The organism is Streptomyces sp. 4F14 (assembly GCF_048159485.1).
GTDB lineage: Bacteria > Actinomycetota > Actinomycetes > Streptomycetales > Streptomycetaceae > Streptomyces.
On the sequence record NZ_JBLRVY010000010.1, the window covers coordinates 191,305 to 211,580 of the forward strand.

General features: G+C 70.4%; 17 protein-coding genes. 7 read left to right on the top strand and 10 right to left on the bottom strand.

Annotation, left to right across the window (positions count from 1 at the left end; all coding sequences use genetic code 11):
* Window positions 1-305: 305 nt before the first annotated feature.
* The 3 genes from ACLZOT_RS19540 (at window position 306) to ACLZOT_RS19550 (ending at window position 7,367) form a co-directional block, all read left to right on the top strand.
* On the top strand, window positions 306-6,239 hold the full coding sequence (locus ACLZOT_RS19540) for an isopeptide-forming domain-containing fimbrial protein (RefSeq protein WP_416970243.1): 5,934 nt from the start codon (window positions 306-308) through the stop codon (window positions 6,237-6,239).
* A 133-nt stretch (window positions 6,240-6,372) separates the two neighbouring features.
* Window positions 6,373-6,738: a hypothetical protein gene (locus tag ACLZOT_RS19545; protein ID WP_416970244.1), complete on the top strand. Its 366-nt coding sequence runs from the start codon at window positions 6,373-6,375 to the stop codon at window positions 6,736-6,738.
* Window positions 6,735-7,367 carry an RICIN domain-containing protein gene (locus ACLZOT_RS19550; protein WP_416970245.1) on the top strand — a complete coding sequence of 211 codons (633 nt, stop codon included), beginning with the start codon at window positions 6,735-6,737 and terminating at the stop codon, window positions 7,365-7,367. The genes ACLZOT_RS19545 and ACLZOT_RS19550 overlap by 4 nt, the downstream gene beginning before the upstream one ends.
* A gap of 6 nt (window positions 7,368-7,373) precedes the next feature.
* Here the strand turns inward: ACLZOT_RS19550 and ACLZOT_RS19555 are convergent, their stop codons facing one another.
* Genes ACLZOT_RS19555 through ACLZOT_RS19570 form a run of 4 tightly spaced genes read right to left on the bottom strand, consistent with a single transcriptional unit; the run spans window position 7,374 to window position 10,567 of the window.
* The gene (locus ACLZOT_RS19555; RefSeq protein WP_416970246.1) at window positions 7,374-8,111 is read right to left on the bottom strand and encodes an MBL fold metallo-hydrolase; all 738 of its coding nucleotides are present in this window, start codon (window positions 8,109-8,111) and stop codon (window positions 7,374-7,376) included.
* Window positions 8,108-8,878, bottom strand: coding sequence for an alpha/beta hydrolase (locus ACLZOT_RS19560; RefSeq protein ID WP_416970247.1), 771 nt, complete (start codon window positions 8,876-8,878; stop codon window positions 8,108-8,110). The genes ACLZOT_RS19555 and ACLZOT_RS19560 overlap by 4 nt, the downstream gene beginning before the upstream one ends.
* Window positions 8,879-8,888: 10 nt before the next feature.
* Window positions 8,889-9,692 (bottom strand): alpha/beta fold hydrolase, encoded by an 804-nt coding sequence (locus ACLZOT_RS19565; protein ID WP_416970248.1) that lies wholly within the window; start codon window positions 9,690-9,692, stop codon window positions 8,889-8,891.
* Window positions 9,693-9,739: 47 nt separating this feature from the next.
* Entirely contained in the window at window positions 9,740-10,567 is an 828-nt protein-coding gene (locus ACLZOT_RS19570) for an alpha/beta fold hydrolase (RefSeq protein WP_416970402.1), read from the bottom strand.
* Window positions 10,568-10,725: 158 nt separating this feature from the next.
* Between ACLZOT_RS19570 and ACLZOT_RS19575 the strand changes: the two genes are divergently transcribed.
* Window positions 10,726-11,730 carry a helix-turn-helix domain-containing protein gene (locus ACLZOT_RS19575; RefSeq protein WP_416970249.1) on the top strand — a complete coding sequence of 335 codons (1,005 nt, stop codon included), beginning with the start codon at window positions 10,726-10,728 and terminating at the stop codon, window positions 11,728-11,730.
* Here the strand turns inward: ACLZOT_RS19575 and ACLZOT_RS19580 are convergent.
* The 3 genes from ACLZOT_RS19580 to ACLZOT_RS19590 form a co-directional block, all read right to left on the bottom strand.
* The gene (locus ACLZOT_RS19580) at window positions 11,675-12,484 is read right to left on the bottom strand and encodes a serine hydrolase (RefSeq protein ID WP_416970250.1); all 810 of its coding nucleotides are present in this window, start codon (window positions 12,482-12,484) and stop codon (window positions 11,675-11,677) included. The genes ACLZOT_RS19575 and ACLZOT_RS19580 overlap by 56 nt on opposite strands.
* A 23-nt stretch (window positions 12,485-12,507) precedes the next feature.
* Window positions 12,508-13,266, bottom strand: coding sequence for a L,D-transpeptidase (locus tag ACLZOT_RS19585; RefSeq protein WP_416970251.1), 759 nt, complete (start codon window positions 13,264-13,266; stop codon window positions 12,508-12,510).
* 116 nt (window positions 13,267-13,382) lie between these two features.
* The gene (locus ACLZOT_RS19590) at window positions 13,383-13,853 is read right to left on the bottom strand and encodes an NUDIX domain-containing protein (RefSeq protein WP_416970252.1); all 471 of its coding nucleotides are present in this window, start codon (window positions 13,851-13,853) and stop codon (window positions 13,383-13,385) included.
* A 580-nt stretch (window positions 13,854-14,433) separates the two neighbouring features.
* Here ACLZOT_RS19590 and ACLZOT_RS19595 point away from each other — a divergent pair.
* The 3 genes from ACLZOT_RS19595 to ACLZOT_RS19605 all read left to right on the top strand — a co-directional run bounded on the left by ACLZOT_RS19595 (window position 14,434) and on the right by ACLZOT_RS19605 (window position 17,377).
* Complete coding sequence (locus ACLZOT_RS19595; protein WP_416970253.1) at window positions 14,434-15,633, top strand: cation:proton antiporter; 1,200 nt, start codon at window positions 14,434-14,436, stop codon at window positions 15,631-15,633.
* Entirely contained in the window at window positions 15,620-16,897 is a 1,278-nt protein-coding gene (locus ACLZOT_RS19600; protein WP_416970254.1) for a PucR family transcriptional regulator, read from the top strand. The genes ACLZOT_RS19595 and ACLZOT_RS19600 overlap by 14 nt, the downstream gene beginning before the upstream one ends.
* Window positions 16,898-16,966: 69 nt before the next feature.
* On the top strand, window positions 16,967-17,377 hold the full coding sequence (locus ACLZOT_RS19605; RefSeq protein ID WP_416970255.1) for a hypothetical protein: 411 nt from the start codon (window positions 16,967-16,969) through the stop codon (window positions 17,375-17,377).
* 60 nt (window positions 17,378-17,437) lie between these two features.
* Here ACLZOT_RS19605 and ACLZOT_RS19610 read toward each other — a convergent pair whose 3' ends face one another.
* The 3 genes from ACLZOT_RS19610 to ACLZOT_RS19620 form a co-directional block, all read right to left on the bottom strand.
* Complete coding sequence (locus tag ACLZOT_RS19610) at window positions 17,438-18,511, bottom strand: hypothetical protein (RefSeq protein ID WP_416970256.1); 1,074 nt, start codon at window positions 18,509-18,511, stop codon at window positions 17,438-17,440.
* Window positions 18,512-18,902: 391 nt separating this feature from the next.
* Window positions 18,903-19,196, bottom strand: a complete 294-nt coding sequence (locus tag ACLZOT_RS19615) for a DUF397 domain-containing protein (RefSeq protein ID WP_416970257.1) — start codon at window positions 19,194-19,196, stop codon at window positions 18,903-18,905.
* Entirely contained in the window at window positions 19,193-20,065 is an 873-nt protein-coding gene (locus tag ACLZOT_RS19620; RefSeq protein WP_416970258.1) for a helix-turn-helix domain-containing protein, read from the bottom strand. Before ACLZOT_RS19620 ends, ACLZOT_RS19615 begins: the two co-directional genes overlap by 4 nt.
* Window positions 20,066-20,276: the final 211 nt, after the last annotated feature.

Here is a 20,276-nt window from a genome sequence, read left to right on the forward strand (position 1 = left end):
GCCAGTCCTACCGTTCGAGCACCGCTCACTCCGTCCACGGCACGCGGCCACTGTTCCGTCGTACCCGCCTGGCCGTCCCTCTCGGATGCGGCCAGCCCACCCGGCCCCCTCCCCGGATGCGCTCCCACCCCCCTTCCGGGGACTCGACCCGTAAGGCGTGGCGGCAGCCCGTGTGTGAGAGGGCGCCGGACGAGTGATCTTGGTCGGGATTCTTTACGTAAATGCGACAAAACTCCTGTCGTTTCCTTCACGCTCCGTAGCGATCGCACATTCCCGTGCCCCACGTCGCCCGAAGGAGACCAGCGGTGAGATTCCGCCCCTTGCTGAGACGCGCAGCCTTGCGGCTGCGCACCGGACTCGTGGGGGTGGTCGCGCTCAGCATCGCCCTGGGTGCCCCCGGGTTCGCCGCCGCGCGCGCCTCGCAGCCACCCGCCGGTGACTCGAACCTGACCGGCGTACCCATCTCGCCGACCGGGTATGCCGGGCTGTGCGTGACCGCCGCCAGCGCGAACGTGGGCGCACAGATCAGCCTCCAGAGCTGCAAGTCCGGCTTCGAGTTCCAGCTCTGGGACCTGAAGTCCGGCAGCGACGCGCTCTGGCTCAACGGCCAGAGCCTGTGCATCTCGAACCCGTCGAACGGGACGGACAACAACGTCCAGCTGGTGCTGTCGTCGTCCTGCACGGGCAACGACACCAACTGGACGTACACGCCGACGGTGAGCGGCTCCTACCCGGCCGGCGGACTGCACACGCCGGGCGGCGTCTGCATGAACGTCAAGGACGGCAACATCGTCTCCGGGACGCAGATCATCCGGTACGGCTGCGACGCGACGTACGCCAACGAGAAGTTCAGCATCGGCACCGCCGACATCCAGGTCTCCGGCATCAACGCCTCGGGCAAGCCCGGCGCCACCGTGACGCCCTCGATCCGGGTCCAGAACCTCGGCCTCAACCCGTCGAACGCCTGGGCCTCGGGCCCGTTCTTCTCGGTCGGTACGTCCCTGACGGCGACCGCCGACTCCGGCTTCACGATGAAGAGCGTCTCCCCGTCGTACGGCTGGTCCTACGCGTACAACACCTGCTCGATCTCCGGACAGAACCTGAGCTGTCCCGCGGCGACCGGGTACCTGTACACCAACTCGGGCACCACCCTGCACAACGGCGCCGGCGCCGGCTTCCTCGGCGTCACCGGGACGATCCCGGCATCGGCGACCCCCGGTTCGACGTACAAGGTGTGCGCCACCAACACGACGAGCGTCTCCAACGACACCGTCAGTTCCAACAACAGCGGCTGTGCCACCGTCACCGTCCTGCCCTTCGAGTCGGACCTCGCGATGACGACCGGCGGCGCGCAGACGAACTCGCAGTCGACGACGCCGGGCGCGACCCTGGACACGTCCTGGACGCTGACGAACAACGGCCCCGACACGGCCGGGATCCCGAAGGTCACCTTCGCGAAGCCGTCCGGCGTCACGGTCAACTCCCTGACCGGGCCGTCGGGTTGGAGCTGCTCGACGTCGACGCTGGTCTGCACCGGCCCGACGGAGAAGCTGGCGAACAACGGCACCGCCGCCTTCACCATGAACGTCACCGTCCCCGCGAGCCAGCAGGTCGGCACCTCCCTCGCGCTGACCGCGACCTCCTCGGTCGGCGGGCGCTCCACGGACACCGAGAGCGACAACGACAAGGCGACCCTCACCCTGAAGATGCCGAGCTCGGTCGCGGTGAACGTCACCAAGACCGGCCCGAGCACCGCCGCCCCCGGCGACAAGGTCGAGTTCGTGGTCACGGTGACGAACCCGAACGCCTACCCGGTGAACGGCGTCTCCCTCACCGACACCGTCCCCAGCTCGCTGACCGGCGTGACCTGGACCTGTGTCACCGGCAGCACCTGCGGTTCCGCCTCCGGCAGCGGCAACAGCATCAGCACGACCGTCGACGTCCCCGCGAACGGCACGGCCCGCATCCGCGTCTCCGGCACGGTGGCCGCCTCGGCGTCCGGCACGACGGTCACCAACACGGCGCAGATCACCCTCCCGAACAGCGTCAGCAACACGGGCACGACGAGCGGCAGCGCGAGCGTCGCCATCGAGGCACAGGCCGACCTGGCGACCTCGAAGACGGCGAACGGCTCCGGCCCGGTCTCCCCCGGCGACACCTTCGAGTACACGGTCACCGTCAAGAACAACGGGCCCGCCGCCGCGACGAACGTCAAGGCCACGGACACCCTGCCGAGCCAGCTGACCTTCGTCTCCTCCCCCGACGGCTGCACGGCCTCCGGGCAGACGGTGAGCTGCGGCCCGGTCGCCACCCTGGCGAACGGCGCCTCCAAGTCCTGGCTGATCACGGTCAGACTCGCCCCGGGATACACCGGCGACGGCTCCGACATCGCCAACACGGCCGCCGCCACCTCGGACACCACCGACCCGAACCCGGACAACAACTCCGGCCCGAACCCGGGCGCGGGCCTGCCCGGCGGCACCGCCGGCACCCCGAAGGCCGACGTCGCCATCACCAAGGCCCCGGTCGGCACCGCCTCGGTCGCCCCCGGCAGCACCTTCGACTACACGGTCACGGTCGTGAACAACGGCCCCTCCGACGCCAAGAACGTCAAGGTCAGCGACCCGCTCCCGAGCCAGCTGGCCTTCGTCTCCTCGACGGACGGCTGCACCGGCACCGCCGAGCAGTACGGCGGCACGGTCACCTGCCCGACGATCGCCACCCTGGCGAACGGCGCGACCGCGACGTACACCTTCACCGTCCGGCTGGACCCGGCGTACACGGGCGACGGCTCGGACATCAAGAACTCCGCCACCGCGTCCTCCGACACCGCCGACCCCGATCCGGGCAACGGCACCAGTGACCCGGCCGGGCTGCCCGGCTCGGCGACCCCGCAGGCCGACCTGTCGACGGACAAGCAGGCCGTCGGCACGGGTCCGGTGACGCCGGGCGAGACCTTCGACTACACGATCACCGTCAAGAACAACGGCCCCTCGGACGCCGTCAACGCGAAGGCGACCGACACGCTGCCGAGCCAGCTGACCTTCGTCGGCTCGCCGGACGGGTGCACGGCACAGGGGCAGGTCGTCAGCTGCGGTCCCGTGCTCCAGCTGGCCAACGGCAAGTCCAAGTCCTGGCTGATCCGGGTCAAGCTGGCCGAGTCGTACACCGGGGACGGCTCGGACATCGCGAACACCGCGACCGCGTCCTCCGACACCGACGACCCGAACCCCGACAACGACTCGGGCCCGAACCCGGGCGCGGGCCTGCCCGGCGACACCGCCGGAACGCCCGAGGCGGATCTGTCGACGACGAAGACCTCGGGCCCGACGGGTGACGTCACGCCCGGTGAGACCTTCACCTACTCGATCACCGTCAAGAACAACGGCCCCTCCACGGCCGTCAACGCCAAGGCGACGGACACCCTGCCGACCGGGCTGACCTTCGTCTCCGGCGACGACTGCGCGGCCTCCGGGCAGACCGTCACCTGCGGTCCCGTCGCCACGCTCGCGAACGGGGCGTCCAAGACCTGGACGTTCACCGTGAAGCTGGCCTCCTCCTACACCGGCGACGGCTCCGACCTCGGCAACACCGCCACCGCGTCCTCCGACACCGACGACCCCAACGACGACAACGACTCCAACCCGGACCCGGTCCTGCCGCCCGGCACGATCACGCCCGAGGCGGACCTGTCGACGGACAAGGAGGCCGTCGGCAGCGGCCCGGTGACGCCGGGCGACACCTTCCAGTACACGATCACCGTGAAGAACGCCGGTCCCTCGGACGCGGTCAACGCGAAGGCGACCGACACCCTGCCGGCGCCGCTCGCCTTCGTCTCCGGCGACGGCTGCACGGCGGCAGGGCAGGACGTCACCTGCGGGCCGGTCGCCACGCTGGCGGCGGGTGCCTCGAAGTCGTGGACCATCACCGTCCGGCTGTCCGCCTCGTACACGGGCGACGGCTCCGACATCAAGAACACGGCCACCGCGTCCTCCGACACCAACGACCCGAACGACACCAACGACAGCGGGCCGAAGGACGGCGCGGGGCTGCCCGGCGGTACGCCCGGTGACCCGTCCGCCGACCTGGTGTCCGGCAAGAAGGCGCTCGGCGACGGGCCCGTGACCCCCGGCGAGACGTTCCAGTACGAGCTGACGGTCACCAACAACGGGCCCTCGACGGCCGTCAACGCGAAGGCGACGGACACCCTGCCGACCGGGCTGACCTTCGTCTCCGGCGAGGGCTGCACGGCCGCCGGGCAGACCGTCACCTGCGGTCCCCGCGCCACCCTCGACAACGGCAAGTCGGCGGTCTGGGTCATCACCGTCAAGGTGAACCCGGACTACACGGGCGACGGCAGCGACCTCGCCAACACGGTCACCGCGTCCTCCGACACCGACGACCCGAACGACACCAACAGCTCGGGCCCGAACCCCGGCGTCACGCCCCCCGGCGGGGTGGGCGACCCGGAGGCCGACCTGTCGACGACCAAGACGGCCGTCGGCGACACCGAGGTCGCGCCCGGCGAGACCTTCGACTACACGATCACCGTCAAGAACAACGGGCCCTCGACGGCCGTGAACGCCAAGGCCACCGACACGCTGCCCAGCCAGCTCACGTTCGTCTCCTCGGCGGACGGCTGCACGGCCGCCGGGCAGACGGTCACCTGCGGACCGGTCGCCACCCTGGCACCGGACGCCTCGAAGTCCTGGGTCATCAAGGTCCGCCTCTCGGCCTCGTACACCGGCGACGGCTCCGACATCGCCAACGTCGCCACCGGCACCTCCGACACCGACGACCCCAACACCGGCAACGACACCGGCCCCAACCCGGGCGCGGGCCTGCCCGGCGGCACCGTCGCCCCCGGGAAGACCGACCTCGCGATCACCAAGGAGTTCACCGACGCCGACGCGGGGCCGATCGCGCCGGGCGAGACGTTCTCGTACGACGTGACGGTCACGAACAACGGGCCGTCCGTCGCGCAGGAAGTCGTGGTCACCGACCCGATGCCCAAGGGCCTGACGTACGTCTCGGCGGTCAACGCGGACACCGGCAAGCCGGTCAACTGCACGATCGCGGGCGGCAAGGCGACCTGCCCGGCGGGCTCCAGCCTCGCCGTCGACGACTCGGTGACCGTCACCCTCACCGTCCGCCTCGACCCCGCCTACGACGGTGACGGCTCGGACATCACCAACACCGCGAAGGTCTCCTCGGAGAACACCGACCCGGTCGCGGCCAACAACACCGCGTCGGTGACGGGCCTGCCGAACCCCGACGGCTCCGGGAAGCCGGGCGGTTCGAAGGTGGACGTGGCCATCAAGACGAACCACGCGCCGAAGGCCGTCCACCCGGGCGGGTCGACGACGATGTCGTTCACGGTCACCAACGAGGGCCCCTCCACCACCCGCGAGACCACGCCCGTGGTCATCACCATGCCGGCCGACGTGACCGCGCTCGGCGCGGGGCTGCCGGAGCGGTGCGCGGTGCTGTCCGGGGCGACGCAGGTCTCCTGCTCGGTACCGGCGGGGCTGGCGCCGCAGCCCGGCGGGAAGCACAAGCGCCGCGCCGCGGCGTCCTCGGTGGCCTTCACGCTGCCGATCCAGGTGAAGTCCTCGGCCCCGGCTGACGCCGAACTCCACGACGGCAAGGGACAGGTCTCCTACCCCGGGGACTCCCGCCCCGCCAACAACACCGACACGTGGGGCGTCGACACGCTCGGCCTCGAAGCCGACCTCGCGTTCACCAAGACCGCGAACGTGACGGGGACCCTCAAGCCCGGCGGGACGTTCACCTACACCCTGACCGTCACCAACCACGGGCCCTCCGACGCCCCCGACGTCAAGGTCACCGACCCGCTGCCGGCGCCGCTGACCTTCGTCTCCGGCGACGGGTGCTCGGCCTCCGGGCAGACCGTCACCTGCGGTCCGCTCGCCTCGCTGGCGTCGGGTGCCACCCACTCCTGGACGATCACGGTCAAGCTGGCCGCGAGCTACAAGGGCGACGGCTCCGACATCCGCAACACGGCGACGGTCAGCTCGGGGGCGAAGGACCCCAACGGCTCCAACAACACCAACGACCCGTCCGGGTCGGGCATCAAGGTCGGGGGCCACGGCCCCCTCGCCGAGACCGGCGGCCCGGCCCCCGCTCCGGCCTGGTACTGGCCCGCCGGTGCGCTGCTGCTGATCACGGGCCTCGGCCTGTTGATCCTCTCGCGGGTCCGCAGGGAGGGTCGCGCCTGACCCTGACCCTCACCTGAACGGCCCCTGCCGCCACCCCACTTGCTCCACGGGGTGGCGGCATCGGCCTGTCGCGGGCGAGGCGAACGGGGCTACCGTTGAGTACGCGCGCGGTGACGGCGAAGGGGGAGACGTCATGCTGGACGAGGCGGCGGTCGCGCTGGCCGCGTCGGTGGGGACGGCGGTCGCGCAGGCCGCCGGGACCGACGCGTGGACCGGGTTCCGGACCCGGCTCGCGCGCGTGCTCGGACGCGGGGACCGGGCGCGGGAGGCCGCCCAGGCAGAGCGGCTGGAGCGGTCGGTGGGACAGGGGGAGGCCGGCTCCGTGTGGCGGGCGCGCGTCGAGGATCTGCTGGAGGAGCTGGAACCGGGGGAGCGGGCCGTGATGGAGGAGCAACTCCGGGCGGTGGTGAGGGAGTCCGGGGGAAACGTGTTCTACGGCCCCGCCGCTGTGCAGTCCGGGAACAACAACGTCCAGGTGAACCGGTTCGGGCGCCCGTGAGAGACGTCTTCCGGGGCGCGACCGGCAAGCAGGACGGTGACGGGAACGTCCAGATCAACATCCACGAGAACCGTACGGGGATCGTCGGGGCCTGCGTCGTGGCGCTGGTCTTCGGGACGACCCTCGCCGTCGTCCTGATGACCGGGAAGGAGCCCGGCGACAAGGAGGTTCCCCCGCCCACGGGGACGCCCTTCACCGCGTCCGGCACCTCCCTCGCCGGGCGGCTCGTCAACGACGGCAGCGGACTGTGCCTGCGCGCACCCGGCACCGCCGACGGCGTCGTCCCCGTCCTCGCGCCCTGCACCGACGCCCCCGACCGCGCCTGGAGCCTCCCCGCCCGCCACGACGGCAGCACGGCCCACGCCCTGCGCAACGACCGCAGCGGACGGTGCCTGACCGTCATCGGCGCCGAGAACTCCGCCCCGGTCCCCCAACGCCGGTGCACCACCCGGCCCGACGCCCACTGGGAGGTCCTGTGGGGCACCGGCGACCGGGCCGGGCACTTCATGCTGCGCAGCACCGCCAACGCGAAGTGCCTGGTGGCGCAGGGGGCTGAGGTGAACCGGCCGGCGGGGCAGATCTCGTGCGGGGAGCAGTACGACGACCAGTGGTGGCATGTCGCCCGGTGAACGGGGTCAGACCGTGATGTCCACGCCGGTTCCCCGGGGCAGGCGCGTGAACCTCCCGGTGGCCTGCTCGAAGTGCGACCACCCCTCGTAGTGCACCGGCACGATCGTGTGCGGCCTCAACTCCGCGCACAGGCGCAGAGCCTGAGCCTCCGTCAGGGTGTACCGCACAGGGCCGGTCACCGGGAAACGGACGCCACCGAGGTGCAGCAGGGCCGTCCCTACGTCCACACGGCGGGCTACGTCGCGGACACCCCCGTACAGGACCGTGTCCCCGGAGATCCACAGCGCGCCGTGCCGCTGACCGGGCCAGCGCAGGGCGAAGCCGGTGACCTCTCCGACGAAGGGGCGGGAGAGGGGCGGCCCGTGCCGGGCGGGGGTGGCGGTGACCTCGACGGTCGGGCGGTCCGGCGCTTCCAACTTCCAGGCCGCCCAGGGGGCGAGGCCCCGCGCGTTGCCGCCGAGCCGCCCGGCCCCGGCGGGGGTCGTGAGGACCACCCCCGCCGTCGGCAGGACCGAGCGCCCGGCGTCGTCCAGGTTGTCGGCGTGCTGATCGTGCGTGAGCAACACGGCGTCGACCGGCGGGAGTTCGGAGACGGCCAGCGCCGGACCGGCCGTCTTCGTGGACGAAGTCCCCCACCCGAACGCGTACTTACGCCCCGGTGGATCGAAGGTCGGGTCGGTCAGCAGCCGCCACCCCCCGACCTCGATCAGCACGGTCGGCCCGCCGATGTGCGTGAGCCTCACGTGGCCCAGTCCACCACTTGGTCGGCGACCTTCTCCCACCCCGGTGCGGCGGGCAGCAGATGCGGCATGCCGGGGACGACCCTGACCTCCGTACGCGCCTGGTACTTACGGGCGTTGGACCGCTGGACGGCGGGCGGCATCAGGTGGTCCTTCTCGCCGGAGACGAAGAGGAGGGGCGGGCGGTGAGGATTGCGGTAGTCGACGTACGTGGCGCTGCGTCCCGGCCGGAAGTTGCCGAGGACGTTGTCCCAGAAGACCCGCCCGGACGCGGGGACGGCGTAACGCCGGTACAGGGCCTCGGAGTCGGCCTCGGAGAACGTGTTGGTGAAGGCGTACCGCCACTGCGCGGCCGTGAGACCGACCGCCTTGCGACGGTTCGCGGGACTGCGCAACACCGGGAAAGCGGCCCGGAGTTGGGAGGGCGGTGCCAGCCGGACCCCTTGCGGCGGCGCCGAGTTGAGCGCGACCCCGGCCGCGCCGAGCCCCCGGTCCAGGAGGAGCTGGACGAAGACGCCCCCGGCGGAGTGGCCGATCAGCAGCGGCGGCTTGTCGAGGCCGCGCACCACCTCCTCCAGCGAGGACACGATCCCCTCGACCGTGAGCCGCTCCACCGGCGAGGGATCGGAGTTGAGCGCCTCGACCTCCACCTCGAACCCGGGGTAGGCGGGCGCGAGCACCCGGTACCCGCGCTGCTTGTAGTGCTCGACCCAGTGCTCCCAACTCCGGGGAGTCACCCAGAAACCATGGACCAGGACGATCGTGTCCATCACGCCCTCCTCACACCAACGACCGGCATACAGCGCCGAGTTGCCGTACGACGACCTCGGGCCGCGACATCATCACGACGTGCGAAGCGCCCCGCACCTCGACGGTCCGGCTGCCCGCGCGCCCGGCCATGAACCGCTGGGCGACGGGCGGGATCACCCGGTCCTCACCGGCGACGACGTACCAGGACGGCACGCTCCGCCAGGCTGGCACCCCGCTCGTGTTCGACAACCCCCCGAGGCTGCCCGGCCGTTGGGTGACCGCCATCAGCCGGGTCGTGGACCGGGGGAGATCCTGCGCGAACACGTCGTGGAAGCGGGCGGTGTCGATGTACCCGTCCGCATCGGTCCCGCCGGGCAACGGCCGCTGCACCAGCGCCTCCGGCAACCGGCTCCCCGGGAACTGCCCCGCCAGCTGCAACGCGCTCTCCCCCTGGTCCGGCGCGAACGCGGCCACGTACACCAGCGCCTTGACGTTCGCCCGCCCGACCCCGGCGTTGGTGATGACCTCACCGCCGTACGAATGCCCCACGAGGACGACCGGGCCGGTGATCGTGTCGACCACGCTGCCCACGTACGCCGAGTCGCCCGCGAGGTCGCGCAACGGGTTGGCGGGGGCGATGACCTGGTGCCCGGCGTCCAGCAGACGCGCCGCGACGGCGTTCCAGCCGGAGGCGTCCGCGAAGACGCCGTGGACGAGGACGAAGGTGACGCGCTTCGCAGGCCTTTCTGTGGCTTCGGCCGTACCCGCGGTCCCCACGGCCAGCGCGCCCCCGGCCGCGAGCGCGCTCCCCAGCACCTGACGACGAGAACTCATGGAAATCCCCTCCCTGTTGGCGAACTGATGGCCGAACTGCCCGATGATCAGTACGAGTTGAGGAACCGCAGCAGATCCGCGCCGAGTTGCTCCTTGTGCGTGTCCGTGATGCCGTGCGGCGCCCCCGAATACACCACCAGCTCCGCCCCCTTGACCCGCGCGGCGGACGCCTTCCCGCCCACCTCGAAGGGCACGACCTGGTCGTCGTCCCCGTGCACGACGAGCGTCGGCACGTCGACCGCGTCGAGGTCGCCCCGGAAGTCCGTCGCGGAGAACGCGGCGACACACTCGTACGCGTTCCGGTGCCCCGACCGCAGCCCCTGGAGCCAGAACGCGTCCCGGATCCCCTGCGCCACCTCCGCGCCGTCCCGGTTGTTGCCGAAGAACGGCCCGTCCGCCAAGTCCCGGTACAGCTGGGACCTGTTGGCGAGCGACCCGGCCCGGATCCCGTCGAACACCTCGACCGGCACGCCCCCGGGGTTGTCGTCCGTGCGCAGCATGAACGGCGGCACCGCCGAGACCAGCACGAGCTGGGCGATCCGCGCGGTGCCGTGCCGCCCGATGTAGCGGGCGACCTCGCCGCCGCCGGTCGAGAACCCGACGAGGGTGACGTCGGTCAGGTCGAGTGAGTCGAGGAGCGCCGCGAGGTCGTCGGCGTACGTGTCCATCTCGTTGCCGTGCCAGGTCTGGTCGGAGCGGCCGTGCCCGCGCCGGTCGTGCGCGATCACCCGGTACCCGTGCCCGGCGAGGAAGAGCTGCTGCGCCTCCCAGCTGTCGGCGTCCAGCGGCCATCCGTGGCTCAGCACCACGGCCCGGCCCTCGCCCCAGTCCTTGTAGTGGATCCGTGCTCCGTCTGCTGCGGTGACGAACGGCATGGACACTCCCGCGATTCGGTGGAAGCGGACGTTCGGGAGCATGACACGGTGATATGCCCCCGCCTGTGCCGTACGTGCCAACTCCTTTGCCCTGTACGCCAGTTGTCCGGTGCACCCATCTTTGCCAACGCCTTGTCCCGCACAGGACACTGTGTGACGTGCTGGTCCTGGACACCGACGACTTACCCGAGTCCGACCGTTACGAGGCGCTGTACGCGGCGGTCGCCCGCGAGGGCGGGATCTCCGCGCTGGAGGAGGGCGAACCGGCGTCGCGGCTGTGGAAGCGCATCGAGATCTGGACGTTCGGCCCGCTCACCCTCTTCGACACGCAGGGCACCGGCGCCCGCTTCGTCCGCTCGGTGCGCACCACGCGCCGCGAACTCGCCGCGAACGTCTCGGTGATGACCCAGGCCCCCGGCCACGGCACCGCCCGCTTCGGCGCCGACAACCATCAACGCCTCCTCGCCGGCGACGGCATCGGCCTCGTCCCGCACATGGCCGCCTCGCACGAGTACGGCTGGGACGGCTTGGGCCGCTCCCTCGCGTTCACCGTCGACCTCGCGCATCTCGGCCTGCCCGTCGACACGGTCCTCGACGCGATCCCGCTCCTCGGCCACAGCCCCCTCGAACCCCTCCTCCTGCACCACATCCGCGCCCTGCACCGTGACGCCGACCGCTACTCCACCGGCCCCGAGGCGGGCCCCCTCGCCGACGCCACCCTCCACCTCACCCGCGCCCTCATCGTCTCCGTCGCGGGCGACGACCGCACGCGCCGCGAGGTCGCCCACGAGACGCTCCTCCCGCGCGTCCTCGCCTACCTCCGCACCCACCTCACCGACCCCGCCCTCACCCCGCGCCGCGTCGCCCACGCGCACGGCATCTCCGTACGCACCCTCTACCGCCTCTGCGAGGAGGGCGGCTTCAGCCTGGAGAAGTGGATCATCCGCCGCCGCCTCGACGGCGCCCGCGCGGACCTCGCGGCCCCCCACCTCGCCCACCGCACCATCGAGTCCATCGCCCGCGCCTGGGGCTTCCCCAACCCCGCCCACTTCTCCCGCCGCTTCCACCAGACGTTCGGCGCGACGCCCACCCAATGGCGCCGGCACGCTACTCCGGCGCGTTCAGCACCGGATGCACCGCCCGAGCGACCCGCTCGACCGTAGCCACCCCGTATTTCATGCTCGCGTTCCCGTGGCTGAGAACCGTGATCGTGTACGTCGTCCCGGGCGCGACGAAAATGCCGCTGCTGTGTACGCGCCACCCGTACGTACTCCGGGGCAGCCACCCGTTCTTGAGGTGCACTTTCACCGTTTCCGGCGCCCCTTCAGAGGTGCCCCACCTCTGCGATTCCACGACCTTCCCCATCAATTCCAGCCCGTACGCCCGTGAATCAGCGTTGAGCACTCTGTTCCACCCGGCGAACAATTCCATCAACCGTTGCTGATCCCGCGCGTTGAGCTGCGTGAGCCCCCAGTATCCGTACGGATTCAGCTCGGTCCGCGTCATCTTCGCCGCCGTCATGAACCGGCGTATCTTCGCCGGCCCGAGCTGATTCCACAGGGTGTTCGTCGCCGCGTTCCCCGACCGCGTGATCATTGACGTGGTCAGCTTCCTCTCCCTCGCCGTGAGCGCCCGCCCCGCGCGCTGCGCGTCCCACAGCAGCGCCCCCAGCACGGTCACCTTCACCACGCTGGCCGCGTCGAACGCGTACGTGCTCCGCAGCGCGCACCGCGTCTTGGTCGACCGGTCGTGCAGGGCGACCGCGACCGTCCCCCGGCGGCCCTGCAACGCCTTGGTGATCCCCTTCCGTAACGCCGTCGCCAGCGACTTCTTCGTGGAGGTGCAGACGACCCCCGGTGCCGCCCCCGCCCCCGCCGCCGGCGCCGCGCCCAGCACGAGCAGACAGACACACACCACCTGCGCCCACCCCGTCCGCCCCCTCACTCCGGATCGGGATTCGGCGGCGGCCCGACATCCGTCACGGGCGGCGGATCCCCCAACGGCACGGGCGCGACGTACGGCACACTCCGCGCGGTCCCGGGCTTCACGCCGTAGACAAACACGGCGTCCTCCAGCCTCAGGAGGTTCCACAATCGCCGGGCGTCGGCGAGCCGCAGATTCACGCACCCGTGAGATCCACCGGCGAACAGATCCCCATACGTCCCATGCAGAGCCTGCCCTCCGTCGAAGAACTGTGAATACGGCATCGGCGCATTGTCGTAAAGGCTCGAATAGTGATCCCGGTCCCGCCAGTAAATCCGCTTCCACCCTGTCCGCGTCTCATGTCCGTCTCTCCCCGACCGCACAGGAACCGGCTTATAGACCACCCGCTTCCCCTTCTGCACCCACATCAACTGCCGCGTCAGATCCACACACGCGACCCGATAACTCCGTACCGGACACTTGTTCCCGGCATTCGGATTCCGCGCCGCCTCCACCACCAGCATCATCCGGTACGTCGCCAACCCCGCGTACCCATCCGCCGGCCGCACCCCCTGCCGCCCCTGAAACCCCCGAACAGCCACACAGTCCTGCGCCGACTGCCGCCCGTCCACCACCAGCCGAAGATGCCGCTCAAGCTGCCGCTGATAAGGGCCGGTGGACGTGGAACAGGCGGCGGCCCCCGCCGGAGCCGTCGGCACCCCCACCGCACACACCACCGCCACCACCCCGCCCAGCCACCGTCCGCCCTGCCGCATCAAGCACCTCCTCGACCCACAGGACCGCCCGGCCCTACCCCATGAGTCCCACCCGCCCCAAGCCCCCACGCCGAGAGCCTCCGCATTACCCCCGATCGGCGGACGGCGGGCCCTCTTCAGGCGCCCGGCTGCCGCACCGGCTCCGTGCTCCTGATCAGCTCCCGATGCGCCCCCTGCAACCCCGCCGGCAGCGCGTCCGGCTCGAACCACCCGGCCTCCAGGATCTCGAACTCGTCGATCTTCAGCGTCCCGCCGGTGTGCAGCGCCTCGTACGCCACCTCGGCCCGCAGCCTGTACCCGCTCTTCAGACCCACCAGCCGCCCCGGCACCACGTCCAGTCCCGTCTCCTCCTTCACCTCCCGGACGACGGTCGACGCGAACTCCTCCCCCTTGACCGCGAAGCCGGTCGGCAGCCCCCACGGACGGTCCGGATGCCACAACCGATGCTTGAGCAGCAGCACTTGCCCCGCGTCGTTCCGCACGACCCCCGTGACCCCGACCACGAACTTGGCGTGCGCGAACCACAGGATCCGCCACTGCCAGGACCCTCGGATACTCCGCCACAGACGCGCGACGAGTCGCTTCACTGGGTGCCTCTCGCTTCGGTTCTCGGCTAAGCCCCCACCCAACTCTGCCAGTTGCCCCCACAGACCCGAGCCCGCCCTCCCCCGCTGAACTTGCCGCCCGGCAAGGAGAGATACGGTAAAGTTCTTTACCGAATACTTACGACCGTCGGCGGAAGGAGGCGTTCCCATGGACCGGGGCATCCGTGCCGTCCGTGTGGACAACGCCGCCCGCGACAGCGTCCCTGATACCGGCCGCAGCCTCTAGGGCGCGTTGCGAAAGTCCCGCCTGCCGCCCGACGCCTGGCACGCACTCCCGCCGCACCGGGCGAAACCCCACGTACAACCAGTACGAGGGCTTCCGCCCGGCACGCCGGGAGCACGCACCAGACGCCGCTCGGCCCGCCCTCCGGGCGGACGACGGGACTTTCGCAACACGCCCTAGCGCTGCCAGCCCCCCGGACCGGCGTACACAGCCGCCCGGGCCCGCCGGACAACTCCCTTCACCTTCACGTACGTACGACGCGCGCGCCCTCCTCCGGGACGGCCGCGCGGCGGCACAGACGCCCGCGACCTGAACCGAATCGACGGAGGTCAGACGCCCGTGCACGACACCACCGCCATGCTCATAGAGCTCGGGGCGATCATTCTCGCCCTGGGCCTGCTCGGCCGCCTGGCCGGGCGGATCGGGTTCTCGCCGATCCCGCTGTACCTGCTCGCCGGACTCGCCTTCGGGCAGGGCGGGTTGCTGCCGCTGGAGGCGAGCGAGGGGTTCATCGCGACCGGCGCCGAGATCGGGGTGATCCTGCTGCTGCTCATGCTGGGCCTGGAGTACAGCGCGAGTGATCTCGTCACGACGCTGAAGACCCAGTACCCGTCCGGCGCAGTCGACTTCGTGCTCAACGCGACCCCGGGCGCGGTGATGGCGCTGCTGCTCGGCTGGGGCCCGGTCGCGGCCGTCGCGCTCGCCGGGGTCACCTGGATCTCGTCGTCCGGGGTGATAGCCAAGGTCCTCGGCGAACTGCGGCGCCTCGGCAACCGGGAGACCCCGGTCGTCCTCGGGATCCTGGTCCTGGAGGACCTCGCGATGGCGGTCTACCTGCCGATCCTGACGGCCGTCCTCGCCGGGGTCAGCCTCGCGGGCGGCGCGCTGACGCTGCTGATCTCGCTGGGCACGGTCGGCGCGGTGCTGTACGTCGCGCTGCGCCACGGCCGCCTCGTCAGCCGCGCGGTCGCCTCCGACAACGCGGAGATGCTGCTGCTCGTCGTCCTCGGCCTGACGCTGCTGGTCGCGGGGCTCGCGCAGCAGTTGCAGGTGTCGGCGGCGGTGGGCGCGTTCCTGGTGGGGATCGCGCTGTCGGGGGAGGTCGCGGAGGGCGCGGGCAACCTCATCACCCCCCTCCGGGACCTGTTCGCCGCCGTCTTCTTCGTCTTCTTCGGCCTGCACACCGACCCCTCCGCGATCCCGCCGGTCCTGGTCCCCGCGCTCGCGCTCGCCCTGGTCACGACGGGTACGAAGATCGCGACCGGCTACTGGGCCGCCCGCCGCGCGGGCATCTCCGTCCCGGGTCGCTGGCGGGCCGGTGGAGTCCTCGTCGCGCGCGGCGAGTTCTCCATCGTCATCGCGGGCCTCGCGGTGGGCGTGGAGCCGAGGATCGGCCCCCTGGCGACGGCGTACGTCCTGATCCTCGTCCTCCTCGGCCCCCTCACGGCCCGCTGGACGGAACCCCTGGCCCGCCGCCTCACGCGTACGGCGGCCGTGGGCGGCACGCGGCAGCGGGAGGCGGCGCATGCGAGCGGGTGAGAGCGGTACGGCGACGAGGACCGGTACGGCGAGGCGGACGGGTGCCGGGGTGGACGCGAAGACGGGGACCCGGCGAACCCCTGCCGACGCCCCTCGCCAACAAGCCGCCCGGCGACCCGACAGCTCACGGCCTCTCCGGCGCAGCCCCCTGCATCCGAACCCCGCCCCCACGCGTCGTACCCAGCAGGCGACCAGCGGGGAGGCGTACGGGGTGGACGGGACGGCCGTGTTCATCGAGGGGTTCGCGGAGATTCTCGCCGACGCCGCGCTCACCGGACGGCGGCTGACGCGGGGGGAGCTGGAGTCGCGGCGGGCGCTCGGGGCGCGGGCGGCGGAGGCCGGGGTGGCGTGGCGGCCGCTGGTGCGGGCCTACTTGAGCGCGGGACGGGCCCACCGCCCGCCCGGCGCCGACCTCGACGACGTACTCGGCGTCCTCGAACAGGCCGTGGACGCCTTCTCCGACGGCTACGAGCGCGCCCAGCGGCTCGTCGTGCGCAAAGAGGAGGCCGCCCGGCGGGAGTTCATCGACGACCTCCTCGCCGGCCACGGCGACCCCGGCCAACTCGCCGCCCGCTCCGAGAAGTTCGGCCTACGGCTGTCCCGCGCGCACGCGGTCGCCGTCGCGGCGGGCCCGGAGGCGTACGACGAGACCGACCCCGTACCCCGGCAGGTGGCCGCCGAGTTGTTCACCCGCTTCGAGAACCGGCGGATCCTGTTCACCACCCGCGACGGCCGCATGGTGTGCGTCGCGCCCGGCGACCAGGAGGACGTCCTCGTCCACTTCGCGAAGCTGGTGCACGCGGTGACCGGGGGCGCGGGTCAGGTGGCCGTGGGGCGGACCCGTACGGGGGTCGTCGGCATCGGGCATTCCTACGAGGAGTCCCTCAACGCCCTTGATGTGGCGCAGCGGATGGGCTTCGACGACCCTCTGCTGCGCGCCGCCGATCTCCTCGTCTTCCCCGTGCTGGCCCGCGACCGGCAGGCGCTGATGGACCTCGTCCAGTACACGCTGGCCCCGCTGGAACAGGCGCGCGGCGGGGCACAGCCGCTCCTCGACACGCTCACCGCGTACTTCGACACAGGCTGCGTCGCCGCCGCTGCCGCGCGCGAACTCTCCCTGAGCGTACGGGCGTTGACGTACCGCCTGGAGCGCATCCACACCCTCACCGGCGTCGACCCCGCCGACCCCGCGCACCGCTATACCCTCCAAACCGCCGTGATCGGGGCGAGGTTGCTCAACTGGCCGTCCAGGCCGCTGAGCTGAGCCGGTGATGGGAGAATTCCCGGTGCTCCGCGCGACGTCGGGCGGAGCTGGTCGCGAAGGAGCGTCGGCATGATCGAGTGGAGCGACTTCGGCACGGGCGGCGTACGGCCGGTGCCCCAACCGGTGGCCACGCCGCTGATCTGGGCGGGCGCGTTCTCCGGTGCGCTGCTCCTGGTCGCCGTCCTCAACACGACCGTCGGCATGGACCGCCCGCACCTCGCACTCCTCGCGCTCTCGGTGCTCGCCGGGGTCCTCGGCCTGTGCGCCCGCTTCACCGCCGCGCCGGGGACGGCCCTCCTGTGCTGGTTCTTCCTCAACGGCTTCGCGATCGCGCCCCTGGGCACGCTGACGTGGACCGTGTCGCGGGACGCCCTGTGGCTGGCGTGCCTGCTGGGGGCGGCGGTGACGGGGACGGCGCTGGCACGGGTGGTGGACGCGCGGGCGGCTTATCGGAGGGTGTCGGGGGGCTGGGAGGAGTGAGGAAACCGTTGGGGTGACGCTGCTCCGACACGGTCCGGGTGCCTGGACCACACCACCGGCTTAAAGCGGGGGCCCGTCAGGGAATTTTCCCATTCGGATCAAAGCCGTCTGTTCTGCCGTGAACGGCGCCTGGAACAGGCGTTCTTCTTGCTGCCAGGCACGGAAGAAATCTGCCACGAAGTTCATGCGATCACCGAGCAATGCCCAATTGTTGGCAGCGCTGCCCAGCAGGGTATTTGGCGTACGATCAATGTCGTACAAAAGTGCCTTGAGTTCGATGTTCTCCAAGCGTGTAAGCACCTTGGGGAATTGCGTGTAATTCGATACCTTGCCGATATCGGCCCCGAGTCGCTGCGAGATGAGGCGTCGGGTGATGGTGAAATCCGACGCAGGGAGCATGACATCCATCAATTGCTGAGTGACCATGGTTTCCCAGGACCGCTGCAACTGCTTGCGTAGCGGTAGTTGGGCATCTGTAGGCCAGGTAAGGGCTTGAGTTATGGGTTCTTGCAGCCTGATCTGTTCGTGCAGGCCGATATATAGGTTCGCGAGTAGAACGTGTTCAGCGCGTTCGTCCGCGCTGTGGGCGATCATGGCCTTGCCGTAGTTGCGGACAGCCGCAATTAGCAGGTCCTGACCACCTTGCTCCACGGGGCCCGTTTTGAGAGACGCGATACAGCGTTCCACGGCCTGGTCGCAGTCCGTTGTTGCCTGGCCCACATCGTTGATCAGGCGCGCGAAGAGTGGGCCAAGGTCCTGAAAAACGAGAAGATTCCCCCAGGCGACGTTTCTGCTGACCTGCTGGACAGCCTCGGTAAAAGCATCTCCCCGAAACCGGCGGAAGCGAGGCGGGACGCGCTGACTGAAAGCAATGACGGTCTTGATGATCGCGGGGGCGCTCTCCCCTCGAATGGAGAGGCCGGCGGTGCGCGATGCCCATGTTCCGAAGGCGCACCAACTGACATTCTCCCGCCCCAGGATTTCAGTCATGGCGATAGCGAGATCGTGATAGGCTTGGGTGATTCTCAGGTTTCGCAGGATCGGGTCTTCGATGGCCGGTATATCTTCAATCTCGCAGAGGTTTACCCGCTTTTCGGCACCTCGATCACCAGTCGCATCGCACACCTTCGACATTGCTGGAATCCATCACTCGCTCGGGGGCAACGTGATGTATGTCGCCCGGGTGCCGGCCGAAAATACTGTTCCGTCGAGGAATCCCTCGCACTCCGGTGTCTACCCTAAGTCGAAGGAGAGAGTTTCGCTCCTTGAGCATGGATCTACTGGGTTGTACTGAGGCTGAACTCGTGGTGGCGGGTCGGTCGATCCACGAGGACGCCTCCAAGATTTATGTCGACTGCCTCCCCCACGTCACGGCCGGTCTTCGCAGCCCTCGCCATCGGAGTCAACCGCCAGGGCGGCCACGCCGACATCGCCGCCGCCTTACGCCACACCGCCCCCGGATAAAACCGGGCAGAACCCCTGCGTCCGGGGCGTTGGGCCGGGCGCAGGGGTGGGGGGCCGGAGGTCAGGCGGGGAAGTGGCCCTCGCGGACGCCGGTGAGGAAGGTGCGGAAGGCGGCGGGGGGCATCAGGAGGGCGGGGCCGTCGGGGTTCTTGGAGTCGCGGAGGGCGATGGCGGTGGGGAGGTGGGCGGCTTCGACGCAGACGCCGCCGCCGTTGCTGTAGGAGGACTTGATCCAGGTCACGCCCTCCAGGCTTGCGGCTTCTACGCAGTTGCCGCCGTTGTTGCTGTAGGAGGACTTCACCCAGGCCACTCCTTCCAGGTCGGACGCTGCGATGGTGACGGGCTGGCGGTTCATTCTGCGATCTCTCGTGCTAGCTGGTTCAGGACTTTCGGGGTATCCCGAGGGGGAAGCGCGTTCGATGCCATAGCTTCGAACATCCGCGAGAATCGGTCCACTTCACGGGGCTTGTCGGTGACGGCGACGGTGCGCATCGCGGTGTCGCTCTGGATGGTCGTCGGCAGCCCGTTGCCGAGGAACATGATGTTGACGTCGTGGAGGGCCACGTACCCCCGCTCGCCCTGGGGGAGGACCTGGAGCGTGACGTTCTCCAGCTCGCCGAAGTCGATGAGCTGTTTGTACTGCTCGCGCATGGCGTCCGGTCCCCCGAGCGGGTAGCGCAGAGCCGGCTCGTGGAGGATGGCCCAGAGCTTCACCGGGTCGTCCTCGCGGGTCAGGGCCTCCTGGCGCTTCAGGCGCAGCTGCATGCTCTGGCGCATGAACTCGGTGGTCGTCTCGTCGATGGGCTTGTGCAGTTCGTGCACGGCCTGCGCGTACGCCGGGCTCTGGAGCAGGCCGGGAACGACGAACGGGTGGAAGGCCCGGATCTCCCGCGCCACCGCCTCGATGCCGAGGAACCGGGGCATGCCCGAGAGCATGTGGGTGCTTCCGTCAGCCCACCACTCCCGGCTCGACGCCTCACGCTGGAAGACGACCAGCCTGTCGACCTGCTTCTCGTCCGTGATGCCGTACCGCTCCAGCAACTCCCGCAGGTGGCCCGCCTGCCGGAAGGACTTCCAGCCGGTCTCGATCCGCTGAAGCGTGGTCTCGTCGAAACTCAGACCGTCGACGGCCTGAGCGATGGTCAGGCCCGCCTCTTTGCGCAACTGCCGTAGCTCATGGCCGAGTCCGATGCGCCGGGCGGTTGGTTGGGGCCGTGCGGCCATGTGCTCTCCGCTCCCAAACAAGTGCTCGCAGTGACTGCGATGTGCACAGGGTGATGGCCAACTGAGGCACGGCGGAAGCTGTGAAGCGGTCACCGTCGGACACCCTTCGTGCACACTCCCGTACCGTCGGTCAGAGCGACACCATCGCGTCATGAGGAAACAAGAGATCGTCACGGCGACTGCTCGGCCCGTCCCCTTCGGGGTCCGGCAC